This window comes from Novosphingobium sp. BAM6 (assembly GCF_057784955.1).
On record NZ_JBYNTR010000005.1, the window covers coordinates 132,779 to 156,068 of the forward strand.

The window sequence follows — 23,290 nt, forward strand, 5'->3', positions numbered from 1 at the left end:
CGATGCAACATGATGTGGTCATCATTGGCTGCGGACCTGTCGGTGCGCTGGCCGCGAACCTTCTCGGCCTGAACGGACTGAACGTTCTGGTGCTGGAAAAGGAGCTGGAGCATTACCCGCTGCCGCGTGCGGTGCATCTCGATCATGAGATGATGCGCCTGTTCCAGTCCGCCGGCGTCATCGACGCAGTGGAGCCCGACATGGTAGCGACCGATGGGCACCTGCACATTGGTGCCGATCACGGCGTCATCCGCTATATGGGGACGGTCGGCCGTCCGCGTCCGTTCGGCTGGGCGAACGACTACTTCTTTTACCAGCCCGAACTGGAAACGCATCTGCGCGAAGGCATGGCGCGGTTGGATAGCGTCTCGCTCCAGCTGGGTGCGACCTTTGCAGGTCTCGATCAGGATGCCTGCGGCGCTACGGTGCGTTATTTTCAGGACGGCAACGAATATACGGTGCGCACGCGCTGGGTGATTGCCTGTGACGGCGCGCGCAGTGCGGTGCGCAAGGCGCTGGGCGTCGCGCTCGACGATCTGCGCTTCGAGGAGCCGTGGCTGGTGGTCGATGCCGAGGTCGAGGGCGGCGTCAGCTTTCCACCGATTTCGGGCGTGCCTGCCGATGCCGATTTACAGCGCCTGTCGGTGATGATGTGCGATCCCGCGCGCCCGGCGACCGTCGTTCCGGGACGTCGTGACCATCGTCGCTGGGAGTTCATGCTGCTGCCCGGCGAGGACGATGCCGAGATGATGCGCCCGGAAAAGGTGCGCGAACTGGTCGGCGCGTGGATGAAGGACGTGCCGCACACCATCGTGCGGGCGGCGACCTACCGCTTCCATGGCCTCGTGGCCGAGCGCTGGCAGGTGGGCCGGGCGTTTCTGGCAGGGGATGCCGCGCACCAGACGCCGCCGTTCTTCGGGCAGGGCATGTGCCATGGCCTGCGTGACGTGGCGAACCTTGCCTGGAAGATGGCGGGGATCGCCAATGAGGGCGCCGAGGAGACGATCCTTGAAACCTACCAGCCCGAGCGCGACCCGCATGTTCGCGCGGTGATCGGTGCTGCGGTGAATGCCGGGCGCTACATCTGCGAACTCGATCCGGCGAAAGCGGCAGTGCGTGATGCGGAAATTCGCGAGCGGGCCAGGAGCGGCGAAACCGCGCACGATCTGATCCCTGCCATCGGCGCTGGGCTGGTGATGCCCAGCACCGGCGCGGGGGCTCGCTTTGTCCAGCCGCTATTGCAGAACGGCGGGCGCCTCGACGATCTGGCCGGGGGCGGCTGGCGGCTGTTCGTACGCGGATCGGGTGGTGGGCTGCCTGCCTGCGGTGTCGCGGTGATCGGCGCTGCGCACCTGCCGGATGGCGGCGCGGTGACGCGCTGGCTTGACGATCACGAAGCCGATGCGGTGCTCGTGCGCCCCGACCACTACGTTTTCGGCACGGAAAAAGGGCGCGGCGCAGCACTGCTGGCCGCCCGGCGCAAAATGCTCTTCGGGAACGCAACAGAACATCAGGAGCAGGCTGCATGAAACTGACGCTGAAAAATGCGCGGGCCATCGTCGACGATACGCTTGCCGCCGCGCGCGACAGGGGGGCACAGCCGCTTGCAGTGATCGTGCTCGACGAAGGTGCGCATCCCGTGGCTTTCGCACGGGAGGACGGGGCCAGCCTGTTCCGTTTCGACATTGCCCGCGCCAAGGCCGCAGGTGCGCTTGGCATGGGCGCGGATACGGCGGTGCTGGCAGAGCGGGCCAGGGGCAATCCGGTGTTCTTCCAGAGCCTGGCCACAGCGGTCGGCGGCCAGATGGCGTTCTCGCCCGGCGGTGTGCTGGTGCGCGACGATAGCGGCACCGTCATCGGCGCGGTGGGGGTCAGCGGCGACACCGGGGAATGCGATGCCGAATGCGCGGCAGCGGGGCTCGCGGCCGCCTTTATCAGGCAGGGAATCTGCTCATGACCATCCGTCTGCGCAGCATCGAACTGGCACTGCCCGATCCGGCAGCGGCGGCGGCGTTCATGACTGGTATCTGGGGCATGGCCGAGGCCGGAGAGCAGGGCGGCACGCGTTATCTGCGCGGTTCCGGCCCGTTCCCCTACCTCGTCGCGCTGGAGCCTTCGGAAAGCGAGTTCGTGCGTACGACGACTTTCGTGTGCGACGCGGCGGACCTTGCCGCGCTGGCCGCGCGGGTGAGTGCGGCGGGGTGGACGGCGGCGCCTGTCACCTCGTCCGATCCGGGCGGAGGCCATGGTCTGCTGGTCGAACTGCCCGAGGGCGTGCTGCTGCGCTTTCTGGTAGATGCCGTTGAAGTCGCGCCGATCGCGGGCAAGGATCTGCCGGTTAAGCTCACGCATGTCGTGTTCAACGCAGCGGATGCGGAAAGCTGCGGCGATGCCGTGGAGCAGGTACTCGGCTTCAAGGTGTCGGACCGTACCAAGGGCATGGTTTTCGTGCGCTGCAACGACAGCCACCATTCCACCGCCTTCGCTCGCGCCGGGTTCACCTCGCTCAACCACGTCGCGTTCGAGATGGAGGATATCGACGCGGTGATGCGCGGCATCGGCCGCTTGCGCGATCATGCGCAAGTGCCCGCCTGGGGGCCGGGCCGCCATGGGCCGGGTGCCAATGTCTATGCCTACTACATCGCGCCGTTCGGCCCGGTGATCGAGTTCTCTACCGCCGTGAACAAGGTGGCCGAGGACTATCGGGTCGGCGCTCCCGACGACTGGACCTGGCCGGAAGGCCGGATCGACCAGTGGGGCATGTCGGACAAGGATTTCGAGGGCTTGCGCCGTGCCGAGGAGCGCTTCCGCTTCCGGCGCGACTGGGAGCCTGCGCCGCTGGGCGCCTGAATGCAGCATTTGCGGAAAGAGAGACGGACATGACGCAGTACATCAGCTTCAAGCGCCCTGACGGCACCGCCAGCTTCGGTCGTTTCGATGGTGAGACGGTACACGATCTGGGCGCGCCCGGTGGCGATGCGTGGTTGAAGGACGCGCTTGGTGGCGATCTGGCGGTTCTGGCTGTCACCGGCGAGCATGCGCGCGCCGAGGTCACGCTTCTTCCGGTGGTGCCCAACCCCGAGAAGATCCTGTGCGTGGGTCTGAACTACGCCACCCACGTCGCCGAGACCGGACGCGAGCAGAAGGATCATCCCGCGATCTTCACCCGCTGGGCCGACAGCCTGATCGCCGATGGCGAACCGATGGTCCGTCCGCCCGAAAGCGAGCGTTTCGACTACGAGGGCGAACTCGCCATCGTGATCGGCAAGCCGGGGCGCCGCATTGCCAGGGCCGATGCAATGGACCACATCGCCGGTTACGCGGTGTTCAACGACGGCTCGATCCGCGACTGGCAGCGCCACAACATCCAGTTCACCCCCGGCAAGACCTGGCCCGGCACCGGCGCGTTCGGTCCTGCAATGATCCCGGCGCACGAGGTGTCCGATCTCGCTTCTTTGCGGGTGCAGACGCGCCTCAACGGCGAACTGTTGCAGGACCAGCCGATCTCCGACCTGATCTGGGATATCCCGACGGTGATCGAATACTGCTCCATCTTTACCACGCTTAATCCCGGTGACGTGATCGCCACCGGAACACCGGGCGGTGTCGGCGACAAGCGAAAGCCGCCGCTTTACATGAAGGCGGGTGACACCGTGGAAATATCGGTCGGGGCGATCGGGACTTTGAGCAACCCCGTAATCGACGAAATCTGAATTTTATTCCTTCAATACTCAGAATCTAAAAAACAAACCAAATACCTGTCAGGGAGAACAGACCATGCAAAAGATCGGGCAAAAGACCAGGCAATTCGCTCTGCTGTGCGGTGTTGCGGTTTCGGCTTTCGCCGTTCCTGCCATGGCGCAGGACGCCACCAGCGCCGAACCCGCCCCCGCAGCACCGCCGCCGTCGGAAATCATTGTCACCGCGCAACGCCGCGCCGAAAAGGTGACGGAAGTTCCGATCTCGATCACCGTCGCCAGCGCCGCGCAGCTTGAGCGCCAGCAGGTGAATACCGTGAACGACCTTGCCCGCATTGCGCCGAGCCTCGAAATTCAGGCGGCGCCGGGCCAGAACACTGGCGGCGGCGGTTCGATCCGCGGCATCGGCACGATGACCTTTTCGCCGGGCGCGGTGGCTTCGGTGGGCGTGGTCGTCGATCAGGTCAGCCAGGGCAACGCAAATATTTCCGATCTGTTCGATGTTGCCCGTGTCGAGGTGCTGAAAGGCCCTCAGGGCACGCTGTTCGGCCTGACGACCTCTGCGGGCGTCATCAACATCACCACCAATGCGCCCAAGTTCGGCGAGTTCTCCGCCCGCGTGCGCACCGAGTTGTCGAACGCCGGAACCGCCGGTGCCAAGTACGGCAATCAGGTGGTGCAGGGCGTCGTCAATATTCCGATCTCGTCCAACATGGCCGCGCGCATTTCCGGCGTTGCCAACTTGCGTCAGGGCGTAGACCGCAATGCCACGACCGGCGATCTCAACGACAACAACCGCTATTCGGTGCGCGGCCGTCTGCTGTGGGAGCCGACCGACCGCCTGACCGTGAACCTGATCGGCGACTACGCGCATTCGAGCGCGGAGAACGGCGGCGACTTCTTCACCTTCGTCAAGACCAGCGGCCCCGGCTCGTTCTTCGGTGGCGCGGGCTATGACGCGGTGGGCATCACCGATCGCCTTGCCAGCTGCGGCGTGACCGTGAAGGAGGGCAACCGCGACTACTGCACCAGTTCGCACTACAAGGGCACGACCAGCAACTACGGCGGATCGGTGCAGGTGGACTATGCCGCCGATCCCTTCACGCTCACCTCGATCACTGCCTATCGCAAGTCGGGCGAACTGGGCTCTGGCGCATCGGCCAACGTGTTCCGTGGCGATCCGCTCGAACTGCAGGTGGAAAACGAACCGGTCGATCGCAACCTGAACCTGTTCACGCAGGAATTCCGCGTCAGTTCGGCAGCCACCAACACCATCGAATATACCGTGGGTGCCTTCTATTCGAACCAGAAGCAGACCCGCGATCCCGAGACGGTGAACGTCACGCTGGTCCCGGTGCCGGGCGTGGTGGTTCCGATCGCCTCGACGACGGTGCCCGATCTAACGATCCGCGATGAATCGCTGGCCTTCTTTGGGCAGGCGACCACCCATATCGGAGATTCGCTGCGCCTCATCACCGGCGCGCGCTACACCACCGATCGCCTCTCGCTGCAGATGCCCAGCACTGCCGATACCGTGCTCAATGCCGAGGAATGGTCGTGGCGTCTGGGCGCGCAGTACGATCTGGCGCGCAACACGATGGCCTATGCCACCGTCTCGCGCGGGTTCAAGGGCGGCCAGATCGCGGTGCCGACCGATGGCCGCACGCCCTATGTCGTCCTGCCGGAAATCCCGACCAGCTACGAAGTGGGCTTCAAGTCCACGCTGTTCGGCGGTTGGGTGGCCGATGTCAGCGCGTTCTACATGAAGATCGACAACTTCCAGGCGCAGAGCTGCACGGTGGATGGGACCGGCGTGATCTCGTGCGATCAGAAGAACGTGAACGGTGTGAAAACGCGCGGCGTCGAGGTGAACTTCTTCGGCAACATCACGCCGAACCTCTCGCTCAACACCGGCTTCATCTATGCCAAGGCGACCTATCCCAAGGGCTATCTCGGCACCGATGGCACGGACATCGGCGGCAGCCAGCTGGCCTATTCGCCGCGCTACAAGTTCACGCTTTCGGGTGAATACAACGTGCCTGTCAGCGAGCGTCTGGGCGCCTTCCTGGCGGTCGACACCGTGTGGAAGTCGCGCATCCGATACGAGGAGAACTCGTATTCGGGAACGACCTTCCGTCCGCACTGGATGGTGGGTGGCCGGATGGGGCTGCGGACGGAGGATCAGCGCTATCAGGTCTCGGTCTTCGTGCGAAACCTGTTCAACGTGCATGAGCCGTCGCTGATGCAGAGCAGCTTCCCCTATACGACGGACAGCGGTGAGGCGAATGTCGGGGCGATCTATGGCCCGCAGTCGTTCCGCAATGTCGGCATCAGCCTCGATGCCAAGTTCTGAAGCCACTGCCTGTAACGACCGGAGAGAAAACGACGATGACCGGACCCCAACCCGCCGAAATCCGCGATGCTATCATGGCGATGGGCAGCGGGATGGGGCCGCAGGTCGTGGCGGCGTGCCGCGACCTGTTCGCCGCCGAGCAGCAGGGTCTGGCCGAGAAGGTCGCTCCGGTGGCGCTCGATTGCGCCTATGGCGATGATGCGCGTCATAGGCTGGACCTCTATCGCGATGGTGAGCAGGAGGACCTTCCCGTTCTGCTATTCGTCCATGGCGGCGGTTTCCTGATGGGCGACAAGGGGGGCGAGGGTTCGCAGAGCGGATGGTCGAACGCCCATGTCGGGCGCTGGGCCGCAGCCAACGGCATGCTGGGCGCGGTGATGAACTACCGCCTTGCGCCCGATCACCAATGGCCCGCCGGGGCGCAGGACGTCGGTGCCGCACTGGCATGGCTGCGCGAAAATGCTGCGCAGCATGGCGGCGATCCGGGGCGGATCGCGGTGATGGGCACTTCGGCGGGGGCGGTGCATGTCGCGGGCTTTCTGCGCGACGATCCGCATCACGCCGATCTTGTCCAGGCGGCGATCCTGCTTTCCGGGCTTTACGGATTCACGCCGCTCGATGACCGGGACGAGCGCTATTATGGACCTCAGGCGGATTACGCATCGCGCATGCCGCTGGAGGCTGTCGTCGCGACCGATCTGCCGCTCTACATTGCCGGGGCGCAGTATGACCCGCCGCGCTTCCAGCGGGAGTGGACCGGGCTGATGCAGGCGCGTTTGGAGCGCCACGGCATTCTGCCGCGCGGTTATCTTGCCAGCGGGCATACGCACTACACATTGCCGATGCACCTCGGCACTTCGGACACGCGTCTGTCCGATGATCTTCTCACCTTCCTTTCTGACACCCTGTGTAAGAGGCCGATATGACCGAGAGTTTCCGGATGGACCGCCGCGCGTTGCTGGCCGTCGGCGCAGGAGCAGGGGCGCTTGCAGGGCTTGCGCCCTTGAGCGCAAGGGCTGCGGCGAAGGCGGCTGTCACGAAAGCGTCTGCGCCATTTCCCAAGGGCTTCTTCTGGGGCGCCGCGACGGCACCGCATCAGGTCGAGGGGAACAATATCGCCTCCGACCTGTGGTTTCTGGAGAACCAGAAGCCGACCGTCTTTGCCGAGCCTTCGGGCGATGCGGTGAACAGTCTGGAACTGTGGCCGACCGATCTCGACATCGTGAAGGGGCTGGGCCTCAACAGTTATCGCTTCGGCATCGAATGGGCGCGGATCGAGCCGGAGAAGGGCTTGATCTCGCGCGCGATGCTCGATCACTACAAGGCGATGGTGGCCGGTTGCCGGGATCGCGGGATCACGCCGCTGGTTACTTTCAACCACTTCACCGCGCCGCGCTGGTTCAGCGCGATGGGCGGCTGGACCAATCCCGACGCGCCTGCGCTGTTCGCGAACTATTGCGACAAGATCGCCCGCGCGATCGGCGCCGATATCGGCGTGGCGATGACGCTGAACGAGCCGAACATCCTGCTGCTGCTGCGCAAGATCCTGCCGCCGCCGGTGTGGGATGCACAGCGTGCCACCGTGCAGGCCGCCGCAAAGCGCTTGGGGGTCGAGAAATTTGTCTGCGCCAATGTGGCTGGCCCTGAAGATATCGATGCCATCGAACATGGCCTTGCCGCTGGGCACAAGGCGGCGCGCGCGGCGATCAAGGCGGTGCGTAGCGATCTGCCGGTGGGCTTCACGCTCTCGATTATCGATGAAGAGGCGGCGGGCAAAAACTCGCTGCGCGATGCCGTTCGCCAAGAGCTGTATGGCATGTGGCTGGAGATCGCGAAGGGCGACGATTTCATCGGCGTGCAGAACTACGAGCGCGCCGTCTGGAACGACAAGGGACGGCTTCCGGCACCGGACGGCGCGGATCGCAACTGGTCGGGAACCGAGGTCTATGCACCCTCGCTCACCGGGGCTGTGAAGTATGCCCATGAAGCAACCGGCGTGCCGATCCTGGTCTCGGAGCATGGCGTCGGCACCGACGACGACACTCTGCGTGCGCGCTTCATTCCGGCAGCGCTGCGCGATTTGCGGCAGGTGATGGCCGATGGCGTGCCGGTGCTGGGTTATGTCCACTGGTCGCTGCTCGACAACTACGAGTGGATCTTCGGATACAAGCCGCATTTCGGCCTGTGCAGCGTCGATCGTGAGACTTTTGTGCGTACGCCCAAGCCCAGCGCGCGTGTGCTGGGGGCCATAGCTTCTCGCGGATCAATCTAGGCATTGTAGCGGGCTGGCGGTTGCGCCAGCCTGATGATTGCAAAAGAAAACATCAGCCAGAGGCCCCAACAGGCAGGGCTGGAAAATCGGGAGTTGGGAATGTCGCGCAAGCGCTTTCGGATCATGCTGTGTCTTGCCAGCGGCCTTGTCGCCGCGCCCGTTCTGGCAGAAGAACCCGCTACGCCGGGGAGCGCGCCGGCACCTGCCGCCACCGACAGCGCACTGGCGCAGGAGTTCCGCGATCCTCCGGCCTCTGCCCGCCCGCGCGTGTGGTGGCATTGGATGAACGGCAATATCACCAAGGACGGCATCGCCAAGGATCTGGCGTGGATGAAGTCGGTCGGCATCGGCGGGGTCCAGAACTTTGACGCAAACCTCCAGACCCCGCAGGTGGTGGCCAAGCGCCTCGCCTACATGACGCCCGAATGGAAGGATGCCTTTCGCTTCGCGGTGCAGGAAGCGGACCGGCTGGGACTGGAGTTCGCCATCGCTTCCTCGCCGGGGTGGTCCGAAACCGGTGGGCCCTGGGTGGCGCCGAAGGACGGTATGAAGAAGCTGATCTGGTCGAGCCTCTCGCTCGCGCCGGGGCAGCGACTGACCGGTACGCTGCCAACTCTCCCGGTTACGACTGGTCCCTATCAGGGCCTGCATCCTGCGCTCAGCATCGAGGAGATGATTTCGGGGCATGCTGCACCGGAAGGGCCGCATTTTACAGGCGACGGTCCAGTGCTCGCCTATCCAGTCGAGGATGCAGCCGCACTGCCGGTTCCGCACGCACAGGATGGGCTGGGCAACACGCTCGACGCCTCTGCGCTGGGAGATGGCGATCTGGGCGCGGGTGTGACGCTTGCGCGTAAGGACGGCGCCGCACCGGTGCTGCGGCTGGACTATCCCGGTGCGGTGACGATGCGCAGCGTCACGCTGTTCCTGCCGGACGTCGTTATTCCATTCTCCGGTTCGCCATTTCTGGCTGCCGTGGAGGCGAGCGAAGATGGCACGAACTGGACGAAGATCACCGACCTTACGCTTAGCGGCGTACCCACGACGGCCAGCTTCCCGGCGGTTACGGCTTCGCATTATCGGTTGGTCCTGAATCCCGCGCCGCTCCATGGCGGCCTTGGCGCTCCCGCCCCGGGTGTGGCGATGGGGGGGCTGTTCGACGGCATCGGCGCGGCCATGGCGAAGAAGCCGCTGGTCGTCGGCACTTTCGCGCTCGCGTCGCAGGCGCGGGTGGACCGGTTCGAAACCAAGGCCGGTTTCGTGATGAGCCCGGATTATTATGCGCTGGGATCGGTGAACGATGCCACGCGCGGTATCGATGCGGCGAAAGTGGTCGATCTGTCGAGCCGGGTGAAGCTGGACGGCTCGCTCGACTGGATCGCGCCAAAGCTCCCCAAGGGACAGCACTGGGAAGTGCTGCGGCTCGGCTGGTCGCTGCTGGGCACGACCAATCACCCGGCGACACCCGAGGCGACCGGTCTGGAAGTCGACAAGTACGATGGCAAGGCGGTGGAGGCCTATCTCGACCATTATCTGGGCATGTATCGCGAGACGGTAGGCGATGGCCTGATCGGTCAGCACGGCATCCGTGCGCTGCTGACCGATTCCATCGAGGCAGGCGAGGCGAACTGGACGCCGCAGATGATCGCGAAGTTCCGATCTTTGCGCGGCTATGATCCGACGCCTTGGCTGCCGGCGCTGACCGGTGTGCTCGTCGGCTCGCGCGAGGATAGCGATCGCTTCCTTTATGATTATCGCCGGACCATGGCCGATCTGCTGGCGAGCGAGCACTATGGCACCATTGCACGCGTTGCCCATGCCAACGGCCTCAAGCTCTATGGTGAGGCGCTGGAGGATCACCGCCCGATGCTGGGCGATGACATGACCATGCGCAGTCACACCGACGTGCCGATGGCGGCGATGTGGGCATTCAACAAGGCCGAGGGGCCGCGCCAGTCGCTGGTTGCCGACATCAAGGGCGCGGCTTCGGTCGCGCACCTTTACGGGCAGAACCTTGTCGCGGCGGAATCGATGACCTCGCAGATGGCGCCCTGGGCTTTTGCGCCGAAGGATCTGAAGCACGTCATCGATCTGGAGTTCGTGACCGGCGTCAACCGCCCGGTGGTGCACACCTCGGTCCATGTCCCGGTCGATGACAAGAAGCCGGGCCTCTCGCTGTTCATCTTCGGCCAGTACTTCAACCGGATGGAGAGCTGGTCCGGTATGGCGAAGCCGTGGGTGGACTATATCTCGCGCTCTTCGCTGATGTTGCAGCAAGGGCGCAACGTGGCCGATCTGGCCTATTTCCATGGCGAGGAAGCACCGCTGACATCGCTGTATGGCGACAAGCCCGTCGCCGATGCGCCCGTGACCCATGCCTATGATTTCCTGAACTTCGATGCCTTGAACACACTGCTGACCAATGACGGGGCCGATGTGGTGTCGCCCGCAGGCGCGCGCTATCGCGCGATCTATCTCGGAGGTTCGTCCAGCCGGATGACGCTGGCGGCGCTCCGTCGCTTGTCCGCTCTGGTCGAAGGCGGGGCCACGGTCATCGGCGAGAAGCCGCAGTTTTCACCCAGCCTCGTCGCAAGTGAGCAGGGCGAGGTGGCGCAGTGGACGAGTCTTGTCGACCGGCTGTGGCCGGCTGGCGGGCAGGCCATGATTGGCAAGGGCCGGGTGATCGCCTCGGACGATGTGGAAGGCACGCTTGCGGGGATGGGTGTCGCGCCCGATTTCCGCTTCACCGGGGCAGCATCGGGTGTGGCGATCCCCTTCGTCCATCGGCGTGACGGCAAGGGCGACATCTATTATCTCTCGAACCCGGCAGACACCGCGCAGACCATCGAGGCGCATTTTCGTGTGACCGGCAAGCGCCCCGAACTGTGGCATCCCGAGACCGGAACGTCCGAGCCGGTGAGTTACCGGATCGTCGAGGGCGAGACGATCGTGCCGCTCTCGCTCACGGCCGACGACGCCGTCTTCGTGGTGTTCCGCGAACCGACCACGCAGGCTGACTTCACCGTGCCCAAGCCGGTGCCACGTGCGGTGGCTGGCGATCTCACCAGTGGCTGGAGGGTTGCCTTCCAGCCGGATCGCGGCGCTCCGGCATCAGCGAACCTGCCGAAGCTGGGTTCGTTGAGCGAAAGCGTCGATCCCGGGATCAAATACTTCTCCGGCGTGGCGACGTATTCGCGGCGCTTCACAGTCCCGGCTTCACACAAGGCCGGTACGCCCTTGTGGCTTGACCTTGGGCAGGTCGGCGACCTGGCTGCGGTTCGGGTGAACGGTGTCGCGGTCGGCACAGTCTGGCATGCGCCTTACCGCCTGGAGATAGGCAAGGTGGTGAAGGCGGGCGCCAACACGCTCGAGGTGCAGGTCGCCGATACCTGGGTCAATCGCCTGATCGGCGATGCTCAGCCGGGTGCGAAAGCCATTACCTGGACGGCAATGCCGACCTACCGTGCCGACGCGCCGCTGCGTCCTTCTGGCCTGATCGGTCCGGTGCGGCTGTGGGAGGAAGGGAAGTGATCGAGACGAGTGGTCTGCCTATCGAGCCAGGCGCGATGTCTGCGGCGGATTTCATTCGCCGTGAAACGATGACCAGTGTGGTAATCAACACGGCACTCAGTCTGGCCTTTTTTCTCGCGGTGTTTCGTATCGAGCCACGAGTGCCGATCTGGGGGCTTGGCAACCTCGTTTTCGACACTTTGCCGCAAAGCTTCATGATCACACTGATGGGGGTACTGGTTCCAGGTTTGATAGCGCGCGCGAAGCGGCGTTCAGGCAAGGTGGGGGCATTCGTCGGAAAGTCTGTTCTGCCGTATTCGCCCTGGATTCGGGCGATCGGGATGGCCGTGCTCTCTGCGCTGGCCTGCTCGTTGATCGCACTGGCGATCTTCGCTGTCTCGGGTCTGCAAGAGATGAACTGGTGGTTTGCGTTGAGCGGCAAACTGCTCTTCGGTGCCATGCTAGCACTGGTTGTAACGCCTGCAGGTCTGCGGGCAGCACTGGCCGCACGGTGATCAGCATGCTTGGGCCAAGCACCAGGTGATTAACTGTGCTGTCGTTTCGAAGGGGTGATGACAATATTAGCGATCGGTTGCCCAGGCGTGGTGTGACACGTGAAATCAAGGGCGCTCTGCTGCCATTCGTATGATGACATCGGTAGTGTCGTCATTTTCCAGTGCCAACTGGATTGGCGTTAGCGGATGATCTTATGACGCGTTAGAGCGCGGATGAATTGACGAGGTTTCGCTGGTTGTCTCGCCATATCGTGCGGCTTGTTCGGGAGTGGCGGTTCGATAATCGGCCGCTCCAGCTTCGCCAGTCCATGCCGTCGCTTGATGCGTGTATGCACTAGGCCGATAACAGCGGAGACGATACGCTGTATCCCTAATCCTTGTTTTTTGCGCAGTAGCCCTTGTCATGACGGCCAGCATACCCGTTCTGAGGGCACGAACCGGCCGGGCGGATGTATCGCGCGAAGGGGAGTGCAAGCAGGTGCGGCTCCCCTTCGCGCGGCACAGGCGCAATCAGGTAAGGGCACCGCGCAGTAGCCCCTTCACATCCTCGGCCCTGCCCGCAAGCACAGCCTTGGCCGAATAGAGCGCGGTGCCGAATACCTGACTGGCCTGTACCTTGGGCGGCATCACCAGTTCCATGCGATCGGTAACGACATCGAGCAGTGCGGGGCCAGGCGTTGCCAACCAGTCCCGCACGGCATTGTCCAGATCGCTGGCTTTCTCCACGCGCCGAGCCCAGAAGCCGATGGCCTCGGCAACCCGTGCGAAGTCGGGATTCTTGAGGTTGGTGTAGGAATCGAGAAGCCCTTCGACCTTTTGTTCAAGCTCCACGAAGCCCAGCGAACTGTTGTCGAACACGCAGACCTTGATCGGCAGGTCTTCCTGAATGGCTGTCAGCAGGTCGCCCAGCAGCATGGCAATGCCGCCGTCGCCCGAAAGCGAGATGACCTGACGGCCGGGGCAGGCCGCCTGCGCGCCCAGTGCATTGGGCATGGCATTGGCCATGGTTCCGTGGGTCAGTGAGATCACCGTGCGGTTTTGGCCGGTCGCAGGGACATGGCGCAGGCACCAGACCATCGGGGAGCCACCGTCGGCCGTCCACACTGCGTCAGGCTGTGCGTGTTTGGCGATGGTCTCGGTCAGATACTGCGGATGGATCGGCACCTTGTCATTGGCTACGGCATGCTTTGATTGTTCGCCCTTTGCCTTGGCGTGATGTTTCAGGCACTGGTCGAGGAAGGCGCGATCATCCTTTGGGGTTATCATCGGCAGGAGCGCATCGAGTGTCGAGCGCACATCGCCGACTGCAGCTATGTCTACCGGGTGGCGGCGGCCAAGGTGGGTGCCATCCAGGTCGATTTGCAGGATCGTCGCTTTTTCGGGATAGAACTGGCGCCACGCGAAGTCGCAGCCGAGCAGCAACAGCGTATCGCACGCGGTCAGCGCGTGATAACCCGCCTCGGAGCCGAACACACCGGTCATGCCCACGAGGTAGGGGTTGTCATGCTCCAGAAAATCCTTGGCGCGCGAGGTATGTGCCACGGGCGCCTTCAGCTTTTCGGCCAGCGCGATCACCTGATCATGGGCCTCATGCGTTCCCGAACCGCCATAGATCGCGACTTTCCTGCCGGTGTTCAGGGCTGCTGCCAGTTGTTCCAGTTCTGTCTGGGCAGGAAGCGTCCGCGGTGTCGTGCGATGGACGCGGAAGGCAGGCTCGTCGGGCGCCTTGGCACTGGAGACGTCGGCAGGAACGATCAGCACCGCAACGCCTTTCTTCGCGATCGCGGCCTGCGCAGCCATAGCGGTCATGCGGCGGGCCTGTCCGGGTGTGCGGATCTCCTCGCAGAATACCGAACAGCTCTGGTAGATCGGTTTGTAGTCCACTTCCTGCGGGAAATCGAAGCCGAGTTCGTCGCGCACGATCTGGCTGGCGATAAGGACCACCGGCGCCCGGTTGCGATGACTGTCGAACAGACCGTTTATAAAGTGCAGGCTGCCGGGGCCACATGAACCGGCGCAGGCGGTGAGATCGCCTGTCACCATGGCATCGGCTCCTGCGGCAAACCCACCGGCTTCCTCATGGCGCATGTGAACCCAGCGGATCTGCGAGCGGCGGATCGAATCGGTAACATGGTTCAGCGTGTCACCCGGGACGCCGTAACAGCGGCGTACACCGGCCTGTTCCAGCGTTTCAACGATGACATCTGCGACGGTCTGGGACATGCGGGAAACTCCTTGGGGGTCGGCCAAGCAAGTCCCGGGAGAGGGTAAGGTTTCATGCGTTGTCCGCAAGTGGGGATGAGGGTGGGGCATCTCCGGCTGCCTGCTGGAAAAGCAATGCGCGTAGCCAGCCTTGCGTGGGATCGCGGTGGCTGCGCTCATGCCATACGGCGATCTTGCTGAAGCCGGGGACGTCGATCGGCGGCGGATATGCCACGATGCCTGGAGCATGCCGGAAAAGCCGTGAAGGGGCGACCGTTACCAGATCGGTCGTTCGCAGCAGATCGGCGAGCGCCTGAAAGCTGCCAAGAGATGCCTGTACCCGTCGCGAGCGACCGATCGTGGCCAGGGCTATGTCGGTCACCCCGGAGAAATCGTCGCCACCAAGGGAAACCAGCGCATGATCGAGCGCGCAGAACGTGTCGAGGTCGGGCGACGTCCCGGAGGCCGGATGATCGGCCCGCATCGCGACAACGTAATGCTCGTCGAACAGGTGGCGGGAGCGCAGCGACCCCGGTGCCATCTGCGGCGTGGTCAGCGCCAGATCGAGGTCGCCATTGTCAAACCACGTTCCCAGTTCCACCTCGGGTACGGGTTGGACCGAAACGCGTATTCCCGGAGCCAGCGAGCGAAGGCGCGAGAGACAGGGCAGGGCAAGGGTGTGAAGCGCATAATCGGTCGCTGCAATACGCCATGTACCCCGGGCGCTCGACGGGTCGAAAATCGGGGGCTGGAACAGGCTGTCCAACTCGCCCAGAGCCTGCCGGAGTGGCGCGGTCAATTGCAGTGCGCGCTCGGTCGGCACGATGCCGCGCTGTCCCCGGACGAACAGTGGGTCGGCAAACGCTTCCCTTAGCCGTGCGAGCATGCCGCTGACCGCCGGCTGCGACAAGTTGAGCCGATTGGCAGCTCGCGTCACGCTGCGTTCGACCAGCAGGGCGTCGAGCGCTTTGAGCAGATTGAGGTCGAAAGTTCTGATATCAGCCATGGCGATGACGATCATCCAGAGTCATAATTGGAATAATGGCTGAGTGAGGCGCAAATGAACAGCCGTAAGGTGAACGCAGAGGGTGTTCACCGTAAAATTTCGAGTGAGATCCTGAGATGAATGCCATTTTCTGGCCGGAAGGTTACATTCCCGGCTTTGCCGACAATTTTGCCTCGAACGAGATGATCGTGGCTGGGCTCACCGCCGGGCAGGTGTGGCCGCTGCTGGCCAACGCTGAAGTGTGGCCGAGCTACTACGCGAATTGCGCTGACATTGCCTTCCCCGATGGGAATGGTCCGGTACTCGCAGAAGGTACTCGTTTCTTTTTCCGCACTTTTGGCTTTCCGGTCGATTGCGAAGTGACCGAATATGTTGCACCGCAGGCTGGAGCGCCGGGGCGTGTCGCGTGGCATGGCTGGTCGGGTGAGGGCGATGAGCGTCTTGACGTGCATCATGCCTGGCTGATTGAAGATATCGAAGGCGGCCGGGTGCGCATCCTCACGCAGGAAACCCAGAACGGCACCCCTGCGAAGGCGCTGGCGGCAGCTGTGCCAAACCCGATGATCAATGGTCACGATGAATGGCTGCGCGGGATGCTCGCCGCGGTGCGCGAGGGCCTGGCGCAAGCTTGAGGAAGAAAGCGTGCGGGCGAACGGGCGCTCCCGTCGTCCGCACGTTCTTTTCTTACCAGGCGTGGGGCTCGTCTTACCAGGCGTGGGGCTCGCCGGTCCATTTGTAGAGGCCGCCCGACATGTCGGGCGTAAGCTGCCCGGCAAGATTGAAGATGCCGCCCGCGCTCTCCTGCGGCGTGATGTCGGCGCCGGGGCCGCCCATGTCGGTCTGCACCCAGCCGGGGTGGACGCTGATGGCGATGATGCCGCGACCCGTCGTGCCGGCCGCAATCTGCTGCGTCAGCTTGTGCAATGCGGCTTTGGATGTGCAGTAGATTTCCGCACCCGGATGTGTCCACGTCGATGCGCCCATCTGGCTTCCGAAATTGATGACCCTGCTGCCTTCGTGGAGCCGGGGCAGGAACGCCTGAAGCACGCGCATCGGGCCAATGACATTGACGTTGAGAACGCCCAGCCATTCGTCGAAATCCGCATGCTCGACCTGCGACGAGCGCGAACCCAGGACACCTGCCACGTTATACAGGATGTCGATCGGTGCGTCACCGGTATCGGCAGCGCCTTGGCGGACCGATTCGTCTTCGGAAACATCCATGGCATGAAGCGTGATCCGGCCATCGCTATTGGCGCCCAGCGCGTTCAGTTCGGTCGCGCGGTCAGGATCGCGGAGCAGGGCGAAGATGCGATCGCCCTTGGCAAGATGCAGCTTCACAATTTCGAGCGCGATGCCGCGCCCCGCGCCGGTTATGGCGATATTGGCCATGATGAAAATCCCTCGAGTGGCAGGCAGGGCAGGATACGCCCTCGGGTCAAGCGGTTGAAGGAGCTACAGGTTCCCTCCGACGTCATTCGTTTGATGTCGTGCGCGGCGGCGTTCCGGTGCGGATGCGGCTTTTCTTGACTTTTCGGCAATCGATGCCTAGTTGCCGTCCTTTCCGAACTCTCGAATTTTCACGGAGTGCCCATGGCGCGCGTTACTGTCGAAGATTGCGTCGACAAGATCCCCAACCGTTTCGACCTGGTCCTGCTGGCTGCGCAGCGTGCGCGCGAGATCTCGGGTGGTGCGGAACTCACGCTCGAGCGCGATCGTGACAAGAACCCTGTCGTCGCTCTTCGCGAGATCGCAGAAGAGACCGTGACGCCCAAGATCCTCAAGGAAACGCTGGTCACATCGATGCAGCGCTACCTGCCGGAAGATGATGATGAGATGGACGATGTCGGCTCGCTGAGCCAGTCGGCCGAAGCGCTGCGCATCACCGCTTCGGCGCCGACGCGCAATACCTCGCTGGGCGCCGATTACGACGGTTGATCCCCGGCACTTGACCTTGCCGGGATGAGGCGCAAGTCTCCTCCCGGTGAAGGACAAAAACCGAAAACTTCCCCGGATCGCAGGGTTCGCCATGGGTGGCGTGCGAAAGCCGGATGAGGCGGCCAGACATTCTGGTGAGCAAAACGCTGATGGCATGTCTGCACCTGCTGGTGCGACGATTGCCGTCTACAGCGTGAAGGGTGGCGTCGGGAAGACGACCTTCGCCGCCAACCTTGCCTGGTGCTCCAGTGCAATGACGAGGTATCGTACATTATTGTGGGATCTCGATGCTGCAGGCGGATCGGGATTTCTCTACGATCTTCAGCCACAATCAACGCATCTTGTCGAAGAGGTCTTCACGCGCGGCCGTGCCGTTGCGAAGCTGATCCAGCACACCTCTTATGCCGGGCTGGATGTGTTGCCTGCCGATGACAGCATTCGAGCGCTCGATTCTCGGCTTTTGCAGATCGGCAAGCGCAAGCGCCTGGCGCGGTTGACCGAGGAACTGACGCAGCATTATCCCCGCGTGGTGCTGGACTGCCCGCCGGTGATGAACGAACTGTCCGCCCAGATCATTCGCGCGGCCGATCTTGTGATCGTACCACTGCCGCCTTCGCCGCTTTCGGCACGGGCGCTGGATCTGGTGGTCCGCGAGATCGTCGGAGCCGGAAAGCGACACCCGCCGATCCTTCCTGTTCTCTCGATGCTAGACTTACGTCGCGGTCTCCACCGGGATGTGCGCGCCGCGCAGCCGGACTGGCCCTCGGTGCCTTATGCCAGCGTGGTTGAACAAGGTGCCGTGCAGCGTCAGCCAGTAGGCGTACTATCGCCGAAAAGCGCAGCGGCGCAGGCGTTTGCCGGTCTGTGGTCGGCGATCGAGCGCAAGTTGCAGGGTGGCCGTGCCGGAGGCTTCGCCGGAATCTAACCTGCATTGCGTAGTGGCGATCAGTACGGCACACTTACTGCACTGGATTGCTGGGGGGCGATGATGAGTGCAGGGGAAGGGCTGGCGGAACTGGGGCAGGGGGTGTCGCTTTCGGCGGCGGTGGACGGCGGCGGCGTCAAGCCGCAGGGGCTTCAAAATGACGGTCACACCCATGAAACCGCCTGCCTCAATTGCGGGACGGGCCTGATTGGCTCTCACTGTCATGTCTGCGGCCAGGCAGCGCATATTCACCGGACCCTGGGAGCGTTTTTCCACGACCTGCTGCACGGGGTCTTCCATTTCGAGGGACGGGTCTGGCGGACGCTGCCCTTGCTGGTGTTGCATCCGGGGCGACTGACGCGGCAATATATCGCGGGAAAACGGGCGAGTTACGTGTCGCCGATCGCGCTGTTCCTGTTCTTCGTCTTCGTGATGTTTGCCGTGTTCCATGCGGTGGAAGACCGCGAGGGCGGGCACACCACAGCGGCGGTGTCCGACCCTTCTGCCATCCAGAAAGCCATATCTGCCAGTGAGTTGAAAGTAGATCAGTTGAAGGCTGCTCGCGCCCGTCTGGTCGTCGCCGGGCGCGATACAGATCAGATCGACAAGCAGATCGACAATGCCGAGGATGGCCTCGATGTCCTCCATGGCACACGCGACGCCCTGTCGGACAAGGGCGGAAATCTGGTGGCGAGCGGGACGTCGATTTCGCAGCTCGACAAGACCTTGCGCCCGCGAATTGTCGGCGCGATCCGGAAATTCCAGAGCAATCCCGATCTCGCGATCTACAAGATACAGACCTATGCCTATAAATACAGCTGGGCACTAATTCCGATTTCGGTGCCTTTCCTGTGGCTGCTTTTCCCGTTCTCCCGACGATACCACATGTACGATCATACCGTTTTCGTGACATATTCACTATGCTTCATGACACTTCTGGTGATTGTGGCGATGCTCTGTTCAGCCATTGGTTGGGGAGGACTGGTCGGCGTGCTCGCCTTCCTGCCGCCGCTGCATATGTATCGACAGTTGCGCGGTGCTTATCTGGTCAGCCGCTGGGGCGCGCTCTGGCGAACGGTCATGCTGGTGTGGTTCGCGGCGATGGCCCTGACGCTGTTTTTCGTGATGATCATGGCCCAGACCAGCTTTTGAGCGGGTAGAGAACGCACTAAAGGCGCGTCCGGCAGGGCAGAGTACATGTCCGCCATGGTTAGCCGATCCGGCTGTCACTTTCGCGAGCCGATTGCCCAAAGCAAAGGGGCGCCAAACCCTTGGTTCAACGCCCCTTCCTGCATTCTCCATGAAGGAGAACCGTAGTTTGTTCATCCGGTTCCCGTTTGGTGAAACGGACCGGAAAATTTCACCGTTAGATACCCTGCGCTGCCGGACCGCCGGAGAAGCGCTTGCCTGCCTTGGGGATCGACGAGCCGCGCACGGCCACAGGCTTGCCCGCAGCCAGCGTCATGTCGCCGGGGCGGTCGAGCTTGCCGGTTTCCAGCAACTGCTTGATGTCATCGCCGGTCAGCGTTTCGTATTCCAGCATCGCCTGCGCCAGCGTGTGGAGTTCCTCGTTGCGATCGGTGAGGATCTGCGTTGCGCGGGCATGGGCATTGTCGACCAATTCGCGGATCTCGCTGTCGATCAGCTTGTTGGTCTCGTCCGAACCCATGATGCGCTGCGAGGCACCCATGCCAAGATAGCCTTCCTGCTGGTCTTCATACTGGAGCGGGCCGAGCTTGTCGGACATGCCCCATTTCGTGACCATCGAGCGGGCCAGCCCGGTTGCGTACTGGATATCGCCCGAAGCGCCCGAGGATACCTTGTCGTAACCGAAGATCAGTTCCTCGGCGACACGGCCACCCATGGCGACGGAGAGGTTCGCCAGCATCTTGTCGCGGTGATACGAATAGCTGTCACGCTCGGGCAGGCGCATGACCATGCCCAGCGCGCGACCGCGCGGAATGATCGTGGCCTTGTGGATCGGATCCGACGCCGGTTCATGCACCGAGACGAGCGCATGGCCCGCTTCGTGATAGGCGGTCATCTTCTTCTCGTCTTCGGTCATGACCATCGAGCGGCGTTCCGCGCCCATCATCACCTTGTCCTTGGCGTCCTCGAACTCCTGCATGGCGACGAGGCGCTTGCTGCGGCGTGCGGCCAGCAGGGCGGCTTCGTTGACGAGGTTGGCAAGGTCCGCGCCCGAGAAACCGGGCGTGCCGCGTGCGATTACACGCGGGTTCACGTCGGGCGCCAGCGGCACCTTCTTCATGTGAACAGCCAGGATCTTCTCGCGTCCATCGATGTCGGGCACCGGCACTACGACCTGGCGGTCGAAGCGGCCGGGACGCAGCAGTGCGGGGTCGAGCACGTCGGGGCGGTTGGTCGCCGCGATGATAATGATGCCCTCGTTCGCCTCGAAGCCATCCATCTCGACGAGCAACTGGTTGAGCGTCTGCTCGCGCTCGTCGTTCGAGTTGCCGAGACCCGAGCCGCGATGGCGGCCCACGGCGTCGATTTCGTCGATGAAGACGATGCACGGGGCGTTCTTCTTGGCCTGCTCGAACATGTCGCGCACGCGGCTTGCGCCGACGCCGACGAACATCTCGACAAAGTCCGAACCCGAGATGGTGAAGAACGGCACGCCTGCTTCGCCGGCGATGGCGCGGGCGAGCAAGGTCTTGCCGGTGCCGGGCGAGCCGACCAGCAGTGCGCCCTTGGGGATCTGGCCGCCGAGCTTGGAGAAGCGACCCGGATCACGCAGGAACTCGACGATTTCCTCCAGTTCCTCGCGCGCCTCGTCGATACCGGCCACGTCGTCGAAGGTGACGCGACCGGCGCGTTCGGTCAGCAGCTTGGCCTTGGATTTGCCGAAGCCCATCGCCCCCGAACCGCCGCCTTTCTGGACCTGTCGCAGTGCGAACACGGCAATGCCCAGAAGCAGCAGGAACGGCAGGAAATTGGCGAGCACATACAGTAGCATGCTGCCTTGCTCGGGCGACTTGCCAGCATAACGCACGTCATGGTCCTGCAGCAGCTGAACCAGCGAGGTGTCGTTGGCGACAGGAATAGTCGAGAAATTCTCGCCGTTCTTCAGCTTGCCGTCGATGCGATCGTCGCCGATATCGACGGACGCGACGGTGTCCTGTGCGACTTTGGCGCGGAAGTCCGAGTAAGGGATCAGCGGGCCGCTTTCGGCGCGCGATCCGAACATCGATACCACCAGAAGCAGGGCCAGGAAGATACCGCCCCATACAAAGAGGCTCTTCACCCAGGGATTGCCGTTAGGCTGGTCGTCGTTGTTCATCTTGGAGGGAATCCGTCCTTTCTCCTCGCCAATGTAGGCGCCTTGGAGTGAACTGCAAGTTAGCGGGCGTCACCAAGATGCGCTTGTCCCGGATCCGGCACGTGAAGAGCGGCCAGTAGCCGTGCCCGCGCAAGGTCTTTCGGGCGCCCGAAGCGCAGAAAAAGCGTGTGAAGTTCAACGTGTGAGGGGATGTAGAGCCTTGCACCGGAAAGATCGATCGACACGCGCGTTTGCGGCATTACGCGATTCCATTTGGGTCCCTCTGGCCTTTGGGAATCCCAAGCTAGAAAGTCTGCCATGAAATCGACAGGCAGGGCGGCGGATCGCCAGGTGGCGAAGCAGGCCGAACGGAAGCGCTTGTTCGCCGTGCCGGGGCCTACGGCGAGCCCGAGGCCCGGTAGGATCGAGTTGGCGTCTGGGACCGAAAGCAAGACATCGACATCGGCCACCTCGATCGGCGCGGCACCGTGCAATGCAGCGGCTGCGCTGGAGATGATCCACCAGCGCTCGCGTGCGCCGGCCATGATCGCGGCGACATCAAGCAGGGTTTTGCGCAGGGCAGGAGCGAGTTCTGGAAGCGGCACGGGGCTCATGTATGCGGGAGCAAGTGTTCGTGAGGCAAGGTGAGCGTGGAGACCGCGCCGCAGGGGATATCGCTTTCGGATCGACCATTTTCGAGCAGCAGTTCTGCGCCTAGCTGGTGTGCCATGACATGGGACAGGCGCAAGCCGACGCTGGTGGCAGCTTGCGCATTAAACGTCGACGGTAGGCCCGGCCCTTCATCCCGTACGCGGATGCGGATTGCGCGCGAGGCCGTATCGTGCAGGCAATGGACGTGGATCGTGCCGACATGACCTGGGCAGCCATGCTCGACTGCGTTGGCGATCGCTTCGGCGACGATCAGCGCCACCGGGATCGCAGCAGCCTGTCGCAAGGCCCGGTTCGAATTGGCCTCGACGTGGATGGTCACTTGCGCATGGGCCGTGGCGACGGCAAGTTTCGTCGCAAGATCGGTAATGAAGGTATCCAGCGGCACGTCGTCGCCATGGTGACGATAGAGTTCGCGCTGGATGCTGCCGATCATCTGCAGGTTGTTGCCGACGCGGTGCTGGAGTTCCTGAAACAGGACTTCGGCACGGGTCGCCAGCCGCCCACGCTCTTCCGCAAGGTCGTGTACGGTCTGGCGCGCCGCGCTGAGCCGACGGTTCGCGGCCTGCATCAAATGGACGAGGGCGATATCGACCCCCACGACGAAACCGTAGAAGCTTAGGGCGACCTGCGTCCGGGCGTCGAACGTGAAGCTCCAGCGTGGAGCAATGAAAAAGTACCATGCGAAAATGCCGCAAACCAGTGCGGCGGCGATGCCGGGGCGCGGTCCGAACAGGAACGATGTCAGGATTACGGCGGGGAAGAAGGTCAGGTAGGGGTAGCCCGGCGGGAAGGCCGCATCGAGCTGCCAGCGCAGAGCGAGTGCGACAAGGCTGAGCACGACTGCAAAGGCATATCCGGCAGCTGGCATGTGTGGCAGCAGCGGCAAGCGTTCTATCAAGGTCGGGTGCTGACCCAA

General features: G+C 63.2%; 19 protein-coding genes. 13 read left to right on the plus strand and 6 right to left on the minus strand.

From position 1 onward, the window contains the following. The first annotated feature begins 2 nt into the window (after nucleotides 1–2). The 9 genes from AC3EC3_RS14760 to AC3EC3_RS14800 all read left to right on the plus strand — a co-directional run bounded on the left by AC3EC3_RS14760 (nucleotide 3) and on the right by AC3EC3_RS14800 (nucleotide 12,348). Complete coding sequence (locus AC3EC3_RS14760) at nucleotides 3–1,529, plus strand: bifunctional 3-(3-hydroxy-phenyl)propionate/3-hydroxycinnamic acid hydroxylase (RefSeq protein ID WP_488490353.1); 1,527 nt, start codon at nucleotides 3–5, stop codon at nucleotides 1,527–1,529. Continuing rightward, nucleotides 1,526–1,957 (plus strand): GlcG/HbpS family heme-binding protein, encoded by a 432-nt coding sequence (locus AC3EC3_RS14765; protein WP_488490354.1) that lies wholly within the window; start codon nucleotides 1,526–1,528, stop codon nucleotides 1,955–1,957. The genes AC3EC3_RS14760 and AC3EC3_RS14765 overlap by 4 nt, the downstream gene beginning before the upstream one ends. 2 nt (nucleotides 1,958–1,959) lie before the next feature. Next, nucleotides 1,960–2,850 (plus strand): VOC family protein, encoded by an 891-nt coding sequence (locus AC3EC3_RS14770; RefSeq protein ID WP_488490418.1) that lies wholly within the window; start codon nucleotides 1,960–1,962, stop codon nucleotides 2,848–2,850. 29 nt (nucleotides 2,851–2,879) lie between these two features. After that, entirely contained in the window at nucleotides 2,880–3,713 is an 834-nt protein-coding gene (locus AC3EC3_RS14775; RefSeq protein ID WP_488490355.1) for a fumarylacetoacetate hydrolase family protein, read from the plus strand. Nucleotides 3,714–3,777: 64 nt separating this feature from the next. Beyond that, nucleotides 3,778–6,051: a TonB-dependent receptor gene (locus AC3EC3_RS14780; protein WP_488490356.1), complete on the plus strand. Its 2,274-nt coding sequence runs from the start codon at nucleotides 3,778–3,780 to the stop codon at nucleotides 6,049–6,051. Between the two features lie 35 nt (nucleotides 6,052–6,086). Continuing rightward, nucleotides 6,087–6,977 (plus strand): alpha/beta hydrolase, encoded by an 891-nt coding sequence (locus AC3EC3_RS14785; RefSeq protein WP_488490357.1) that lies wholly within the window; start codon nucleotides 6,087–6,089, stop codon nucleotides 6,975–6,977. Next, nucleotides 6,974–8,323, plus strand: a complete 1,350-nt coding sequence (locus tag AC3EC3_RS14790; protein WP_488490358.1) for a family 1 glycosylhydrolase — start codon at nucleotides 6,974–6,976, stop codon at nucleotides 8,321–8,323. Before AC3EC3_RS14785 ends, AC3EC3_RS14790 begins: the two co-directional genes overlap by 4 nt. 99 nt (nucleotides 8,324–8,422) lie before the next feature. Next, nucleotides 8,423–11,854 carry a glycosyl hydrolase gene (locus AC3EC3_RS14795; protein WP_488490359.1) on the plus strand — a complete coding sequence of 1,144 codons (3,432 nt, stop codon included), beginning with the start codon at nucleotides 8,423–8,425 and terminating at the stop codon, nucleotides 11,852–11,854. Continuing rightward, a complete protein-coding gene (locus AC3EC3_RS14800; RefSeq protein ID WP_488490360.1) occupies nucleotides 11,851–12,348 on the plus strand; it encodes a hypothetical protein in 498 nt (165 codons plus the stop codon). Before AC3EC3_RS14795 ends, AC3EC3_RS14800 begins: the two co-directional genes overlap by 4 nt. A 510-nt stretch (nucleotides 12,349–12,858) precedes the next feature. Here the strand turns inward: AC3EC3_RS14800 and AC3EC3_RS14805 are convergent. Next, nucleotides 12,859–14,571 (minus strand): thiamine pyrophosphate-dependent enzyme, encoded by a 1,713-nt coding sequence (locus AC3EC3_RS14805; RefSeq protein ID WP_488490361.1) that lies wholly within the window; start codon nucleotides 14,569–14,571, stop codon nucleotides 12,859–12,861. A gap of 52 nt (nucleotides 14,572–14,623) precedes the next feature. Next, nucleotides 14,624–15,571 carry a LysR family transcriptional regulator gene (locus AC3EC3_RS14810; RefSeq protein WP_488490362.1) on the minus strand — a complete coding sequence of 316 codons (948 nt, stop codon included), beginning with the start codon at nucleotides 15,569–15,571 and terminating at the stop codon, nucleotides 14,624–14,626. 101 nt (nucleotides 15,572–15,672) lie between these two features. Here AC3EC3_RS14810 and AC3EC3_RS14815 point away from each other — a divergent pair, with 101 nt between their 5' ends. Continuing rightward, nucleotides 15,673–16,188, plus strand: a complete 516-nt coding sequence (locus AC3EC3_RS14815) for an SRPBCC family protein (RefSeq protein ID WP_488490363.1) — start codon at nucleotides 15,673–15,675, stop codon at nucleotides 16,186–16,188. Between the two features lie 73 nt (nucleotides 16,189–16,261). Here AC3EC3_RS14815 and AC3EC3_RS14820 read toward each other — a convergent pair whose 3' ends face one another. Beyond that, on the minus strand, nucleotides 16,262–16,948 hold the full coding sequence (locus AC3EC3_RS14820; RefSeq protein ID WP_488490364.1) for an SDR family NAD(P)-dependent oxidoreductase: 687 nt from the start codon (nucleotides 16,946–16,948) through the stop codon (nucleotides 16,262–16,264). A 201-nt stretch (nucleotides 16,949–17,149) separates the two neighbouring features. On the opposite strand from AC3EC3_RS14820, the gene rpoZ reads away from it, so the two are divergent. The 3 genes from rpoZ to AC3EC3_RS14835 all read left to right on the plus strand — a co-directional run bounded on the left by rpoZ (nucleotide 17,150) and on the right by AC3EC3_RS14835 (nucleotide 19,571). Continuing rightward, the gene (gene rpoZ, locus AC3EC3_RS14825) at nucleotides 17,150–17,494 is read left to right on the plus strand and encodes a DNA-directed RNA polymerase subunit omega (RefSeq protein ID WP_260929020.1); all 345 of its coding nucleotides are present in this window, start codon (nucleotides 17,150–17,152) and stop codon (nucleotides 17,492–17,494) included. A 154-nt stretch (nucleotides 17,495–17,648) separates the two neighbouring features. Further along, entirely contained in the window at nucleotides 17,649–18,419 is a 771-nt protein-coding gene (locus tag AC3EC3_RS14830; protein WP_488490365.1) for a ParA family protein, read from the plus strand. Between the two features lie 6 nt (nucleotides 18,420–18,425). Next, nucleotides 18,426–19,571, plus strand: a complete 1,146-nt coding sequence (locus AC3EC3_RS14835) for a DUF3667 domain-containing protein (protein WP_488490366.1) — start codon at nucleotides 18,426–18,428, stop codon at nucleotides 19,569–19,571. 214 nt (nucleotides 19,572–19,785) lie between these two features. On the opposite strand, the gene ftsH is transcribed toward AC3EC3_RS14835, so the two are convergent. The 3 genes from ftsH to AC3EC3_RS14850 are packed head-to-tail and all read right to left on the minus strand — an operon-like array spanning nucleotide 19,786 to nucleotide 23,242. After that, the gene (gene ftsH, locus AC3EC3_RS14840) at nucleotides 19,786–21,723 is read right to left on the minus strand and encodes an ATP-dependent zinc metalloprotease FtsH (protein ID WP_488490367.1); all 1,938 of its coding nucleotides are present in this window, start codon (nucleotides 21,721–21,723) and stop codon (nucleotides 19,786–19,788) included. Nucleotides 21,724–21,782: 59 nt separating this feature from the next. Then, entirely contained in the window at nucleotides 21,783–22,307 is a 525-nt protein-coding gene (locus tag AC3EC3_RS14845; RefSeq protein WP_488490368.1) for a hypothetical protein, read from the minus strand. A gap of 5 nt (nucleotides 22,308–22,312) precedes the next feature. Continuing rightward, the gene (locus AC3EC3_RS14850) at nucleotides 22,313–23,242 is read right to left on the minus strand and encodes a sensor histidine kinase (RefSeq protein ID WP_488490369.1); all 930 of its coding nucleotides are present in this window, start codon (nucleotides 23,240–23,242) and stop codon (nucleotides 22,313–22,315) included. Nucleotides 23,243–23,290: the final 48 nt, after the last annotated feature.

What these genes read in the sequence shown, in the direction of transcription:
- AC3EC3_RS14785 (WP_488490357.1), top strand. Translation starts at nt 6,087, where the DNA reads ATGACCGGACCCCAACCCGCCGAAATCCGCGATGCTATCATGGCGATG.
- AC3EC3_RS14780 (WP_488490356.1), top strand. Translation starts at nt 3,778, where the DNA reads ATGCAAAAGATCGGGCAAAAGACCAGGCAATTCGCTCTGCTGTGCGGT.
- AC3EC3_RS14810 (WP_488490362.1), bottom strand. Translation starts at nt 15,571, where the DNA reads ATGATCGTCATCGCCATGGCTGATATCAGAACTTTCGACCTCAATCTG.
- ftsH (WP_488490367.1), bottom strand. Translation starts at nt 21,723, where the DNA reads ATGAACAACGACGACCAGCCTAACGGCAATCCCTGGGTGAAGAGCCTC.
- AC3EC3_RS14830 (WP_488490365.1), top strand. Translation starts at nt 17,649, where the DNA reads ATGTCTGCACCTGCTGGTGCGACGATTGCCGTCTACAGCGTGAAGGGT.
- AC3EC3_RS14820 (WP_488490364.1), bottom strand. Translation starts at nt 16,948, where the DNA reads ATGGCCAATATCGCCATAACCGGCGCGGGGCGCGGCATCGCGCTCGAA.
- AC3EC3_RS14765 (WP_488490354.1), top strand. Translation starts at nt 1,526, where the DNA reads ATGAAACTGACGCTGAAAAATGCGCGGGCCATCGTCGACGATACGCTT.
- AC3EC3_RS14790 (WP_488490358.1), top strand. Translation starts at nt 6,974, where the DNA reads ATGACCGAGAGTTTCCGGATGGACCGCCGCGCGTTGCTGGCCGTCGGC.
- AC3EC3_RS14815 (WP_488490363.1), top strand. Translation starts at nt 15,673, where the DNA reads ATGAATGCCATTTTCTGGCCGGAAGGTTACATTCCCGGCTTTGCCGAC.
- AC3EC3_RS14805 (WP_488490361.1), bottom strand. Translation starts at nt 14,571, where the DNA reads ATGTCCCAGACCGTCGCAGATGTCATCGTTGAAACGCTGGAACAGGCC.
- rpoZ (WP_260929020.1), top strand. Translation starts at nt 17,150, where the DNA reads ATGGCGCGCGTTACTGTCGAAGATTGCGTCGACAAGATCCCCAACCGT.
- AC3EC3_RS14760 (WP_488490353.1), top strand. Translation starts at nt 3, where the DNA reads ATGCAACATGATGTGGTCATCATTGGCTGCGGACCTGTCGGTGCGCTG.
- AC3EC3_RS14775 (WP_488490355.1), top strand. Translation starts at nt 2,880, where the DNA reads ATGACGCAGTACATCAGCTTCAAGCGCCCTGACGGCACCGCCAGCTTC.
- AC3EC3_RS14795 (WP_488490359.1), top strand. Translation starts at nt 8,423, where the DNA reads ATGTCGCGCAAGCGCTTTCGGATCATGCTGTGTCTTGCCAGCGGCCTT.
- AC3EC3_RS14850 (WP_488490369.1), bottom strand. Translation starts at nt 23,242, where the DNA reads ATGCCAGCTGCCGGATATGCCTTTGCAGTCGTGCTCAGCCTTGTCGCA.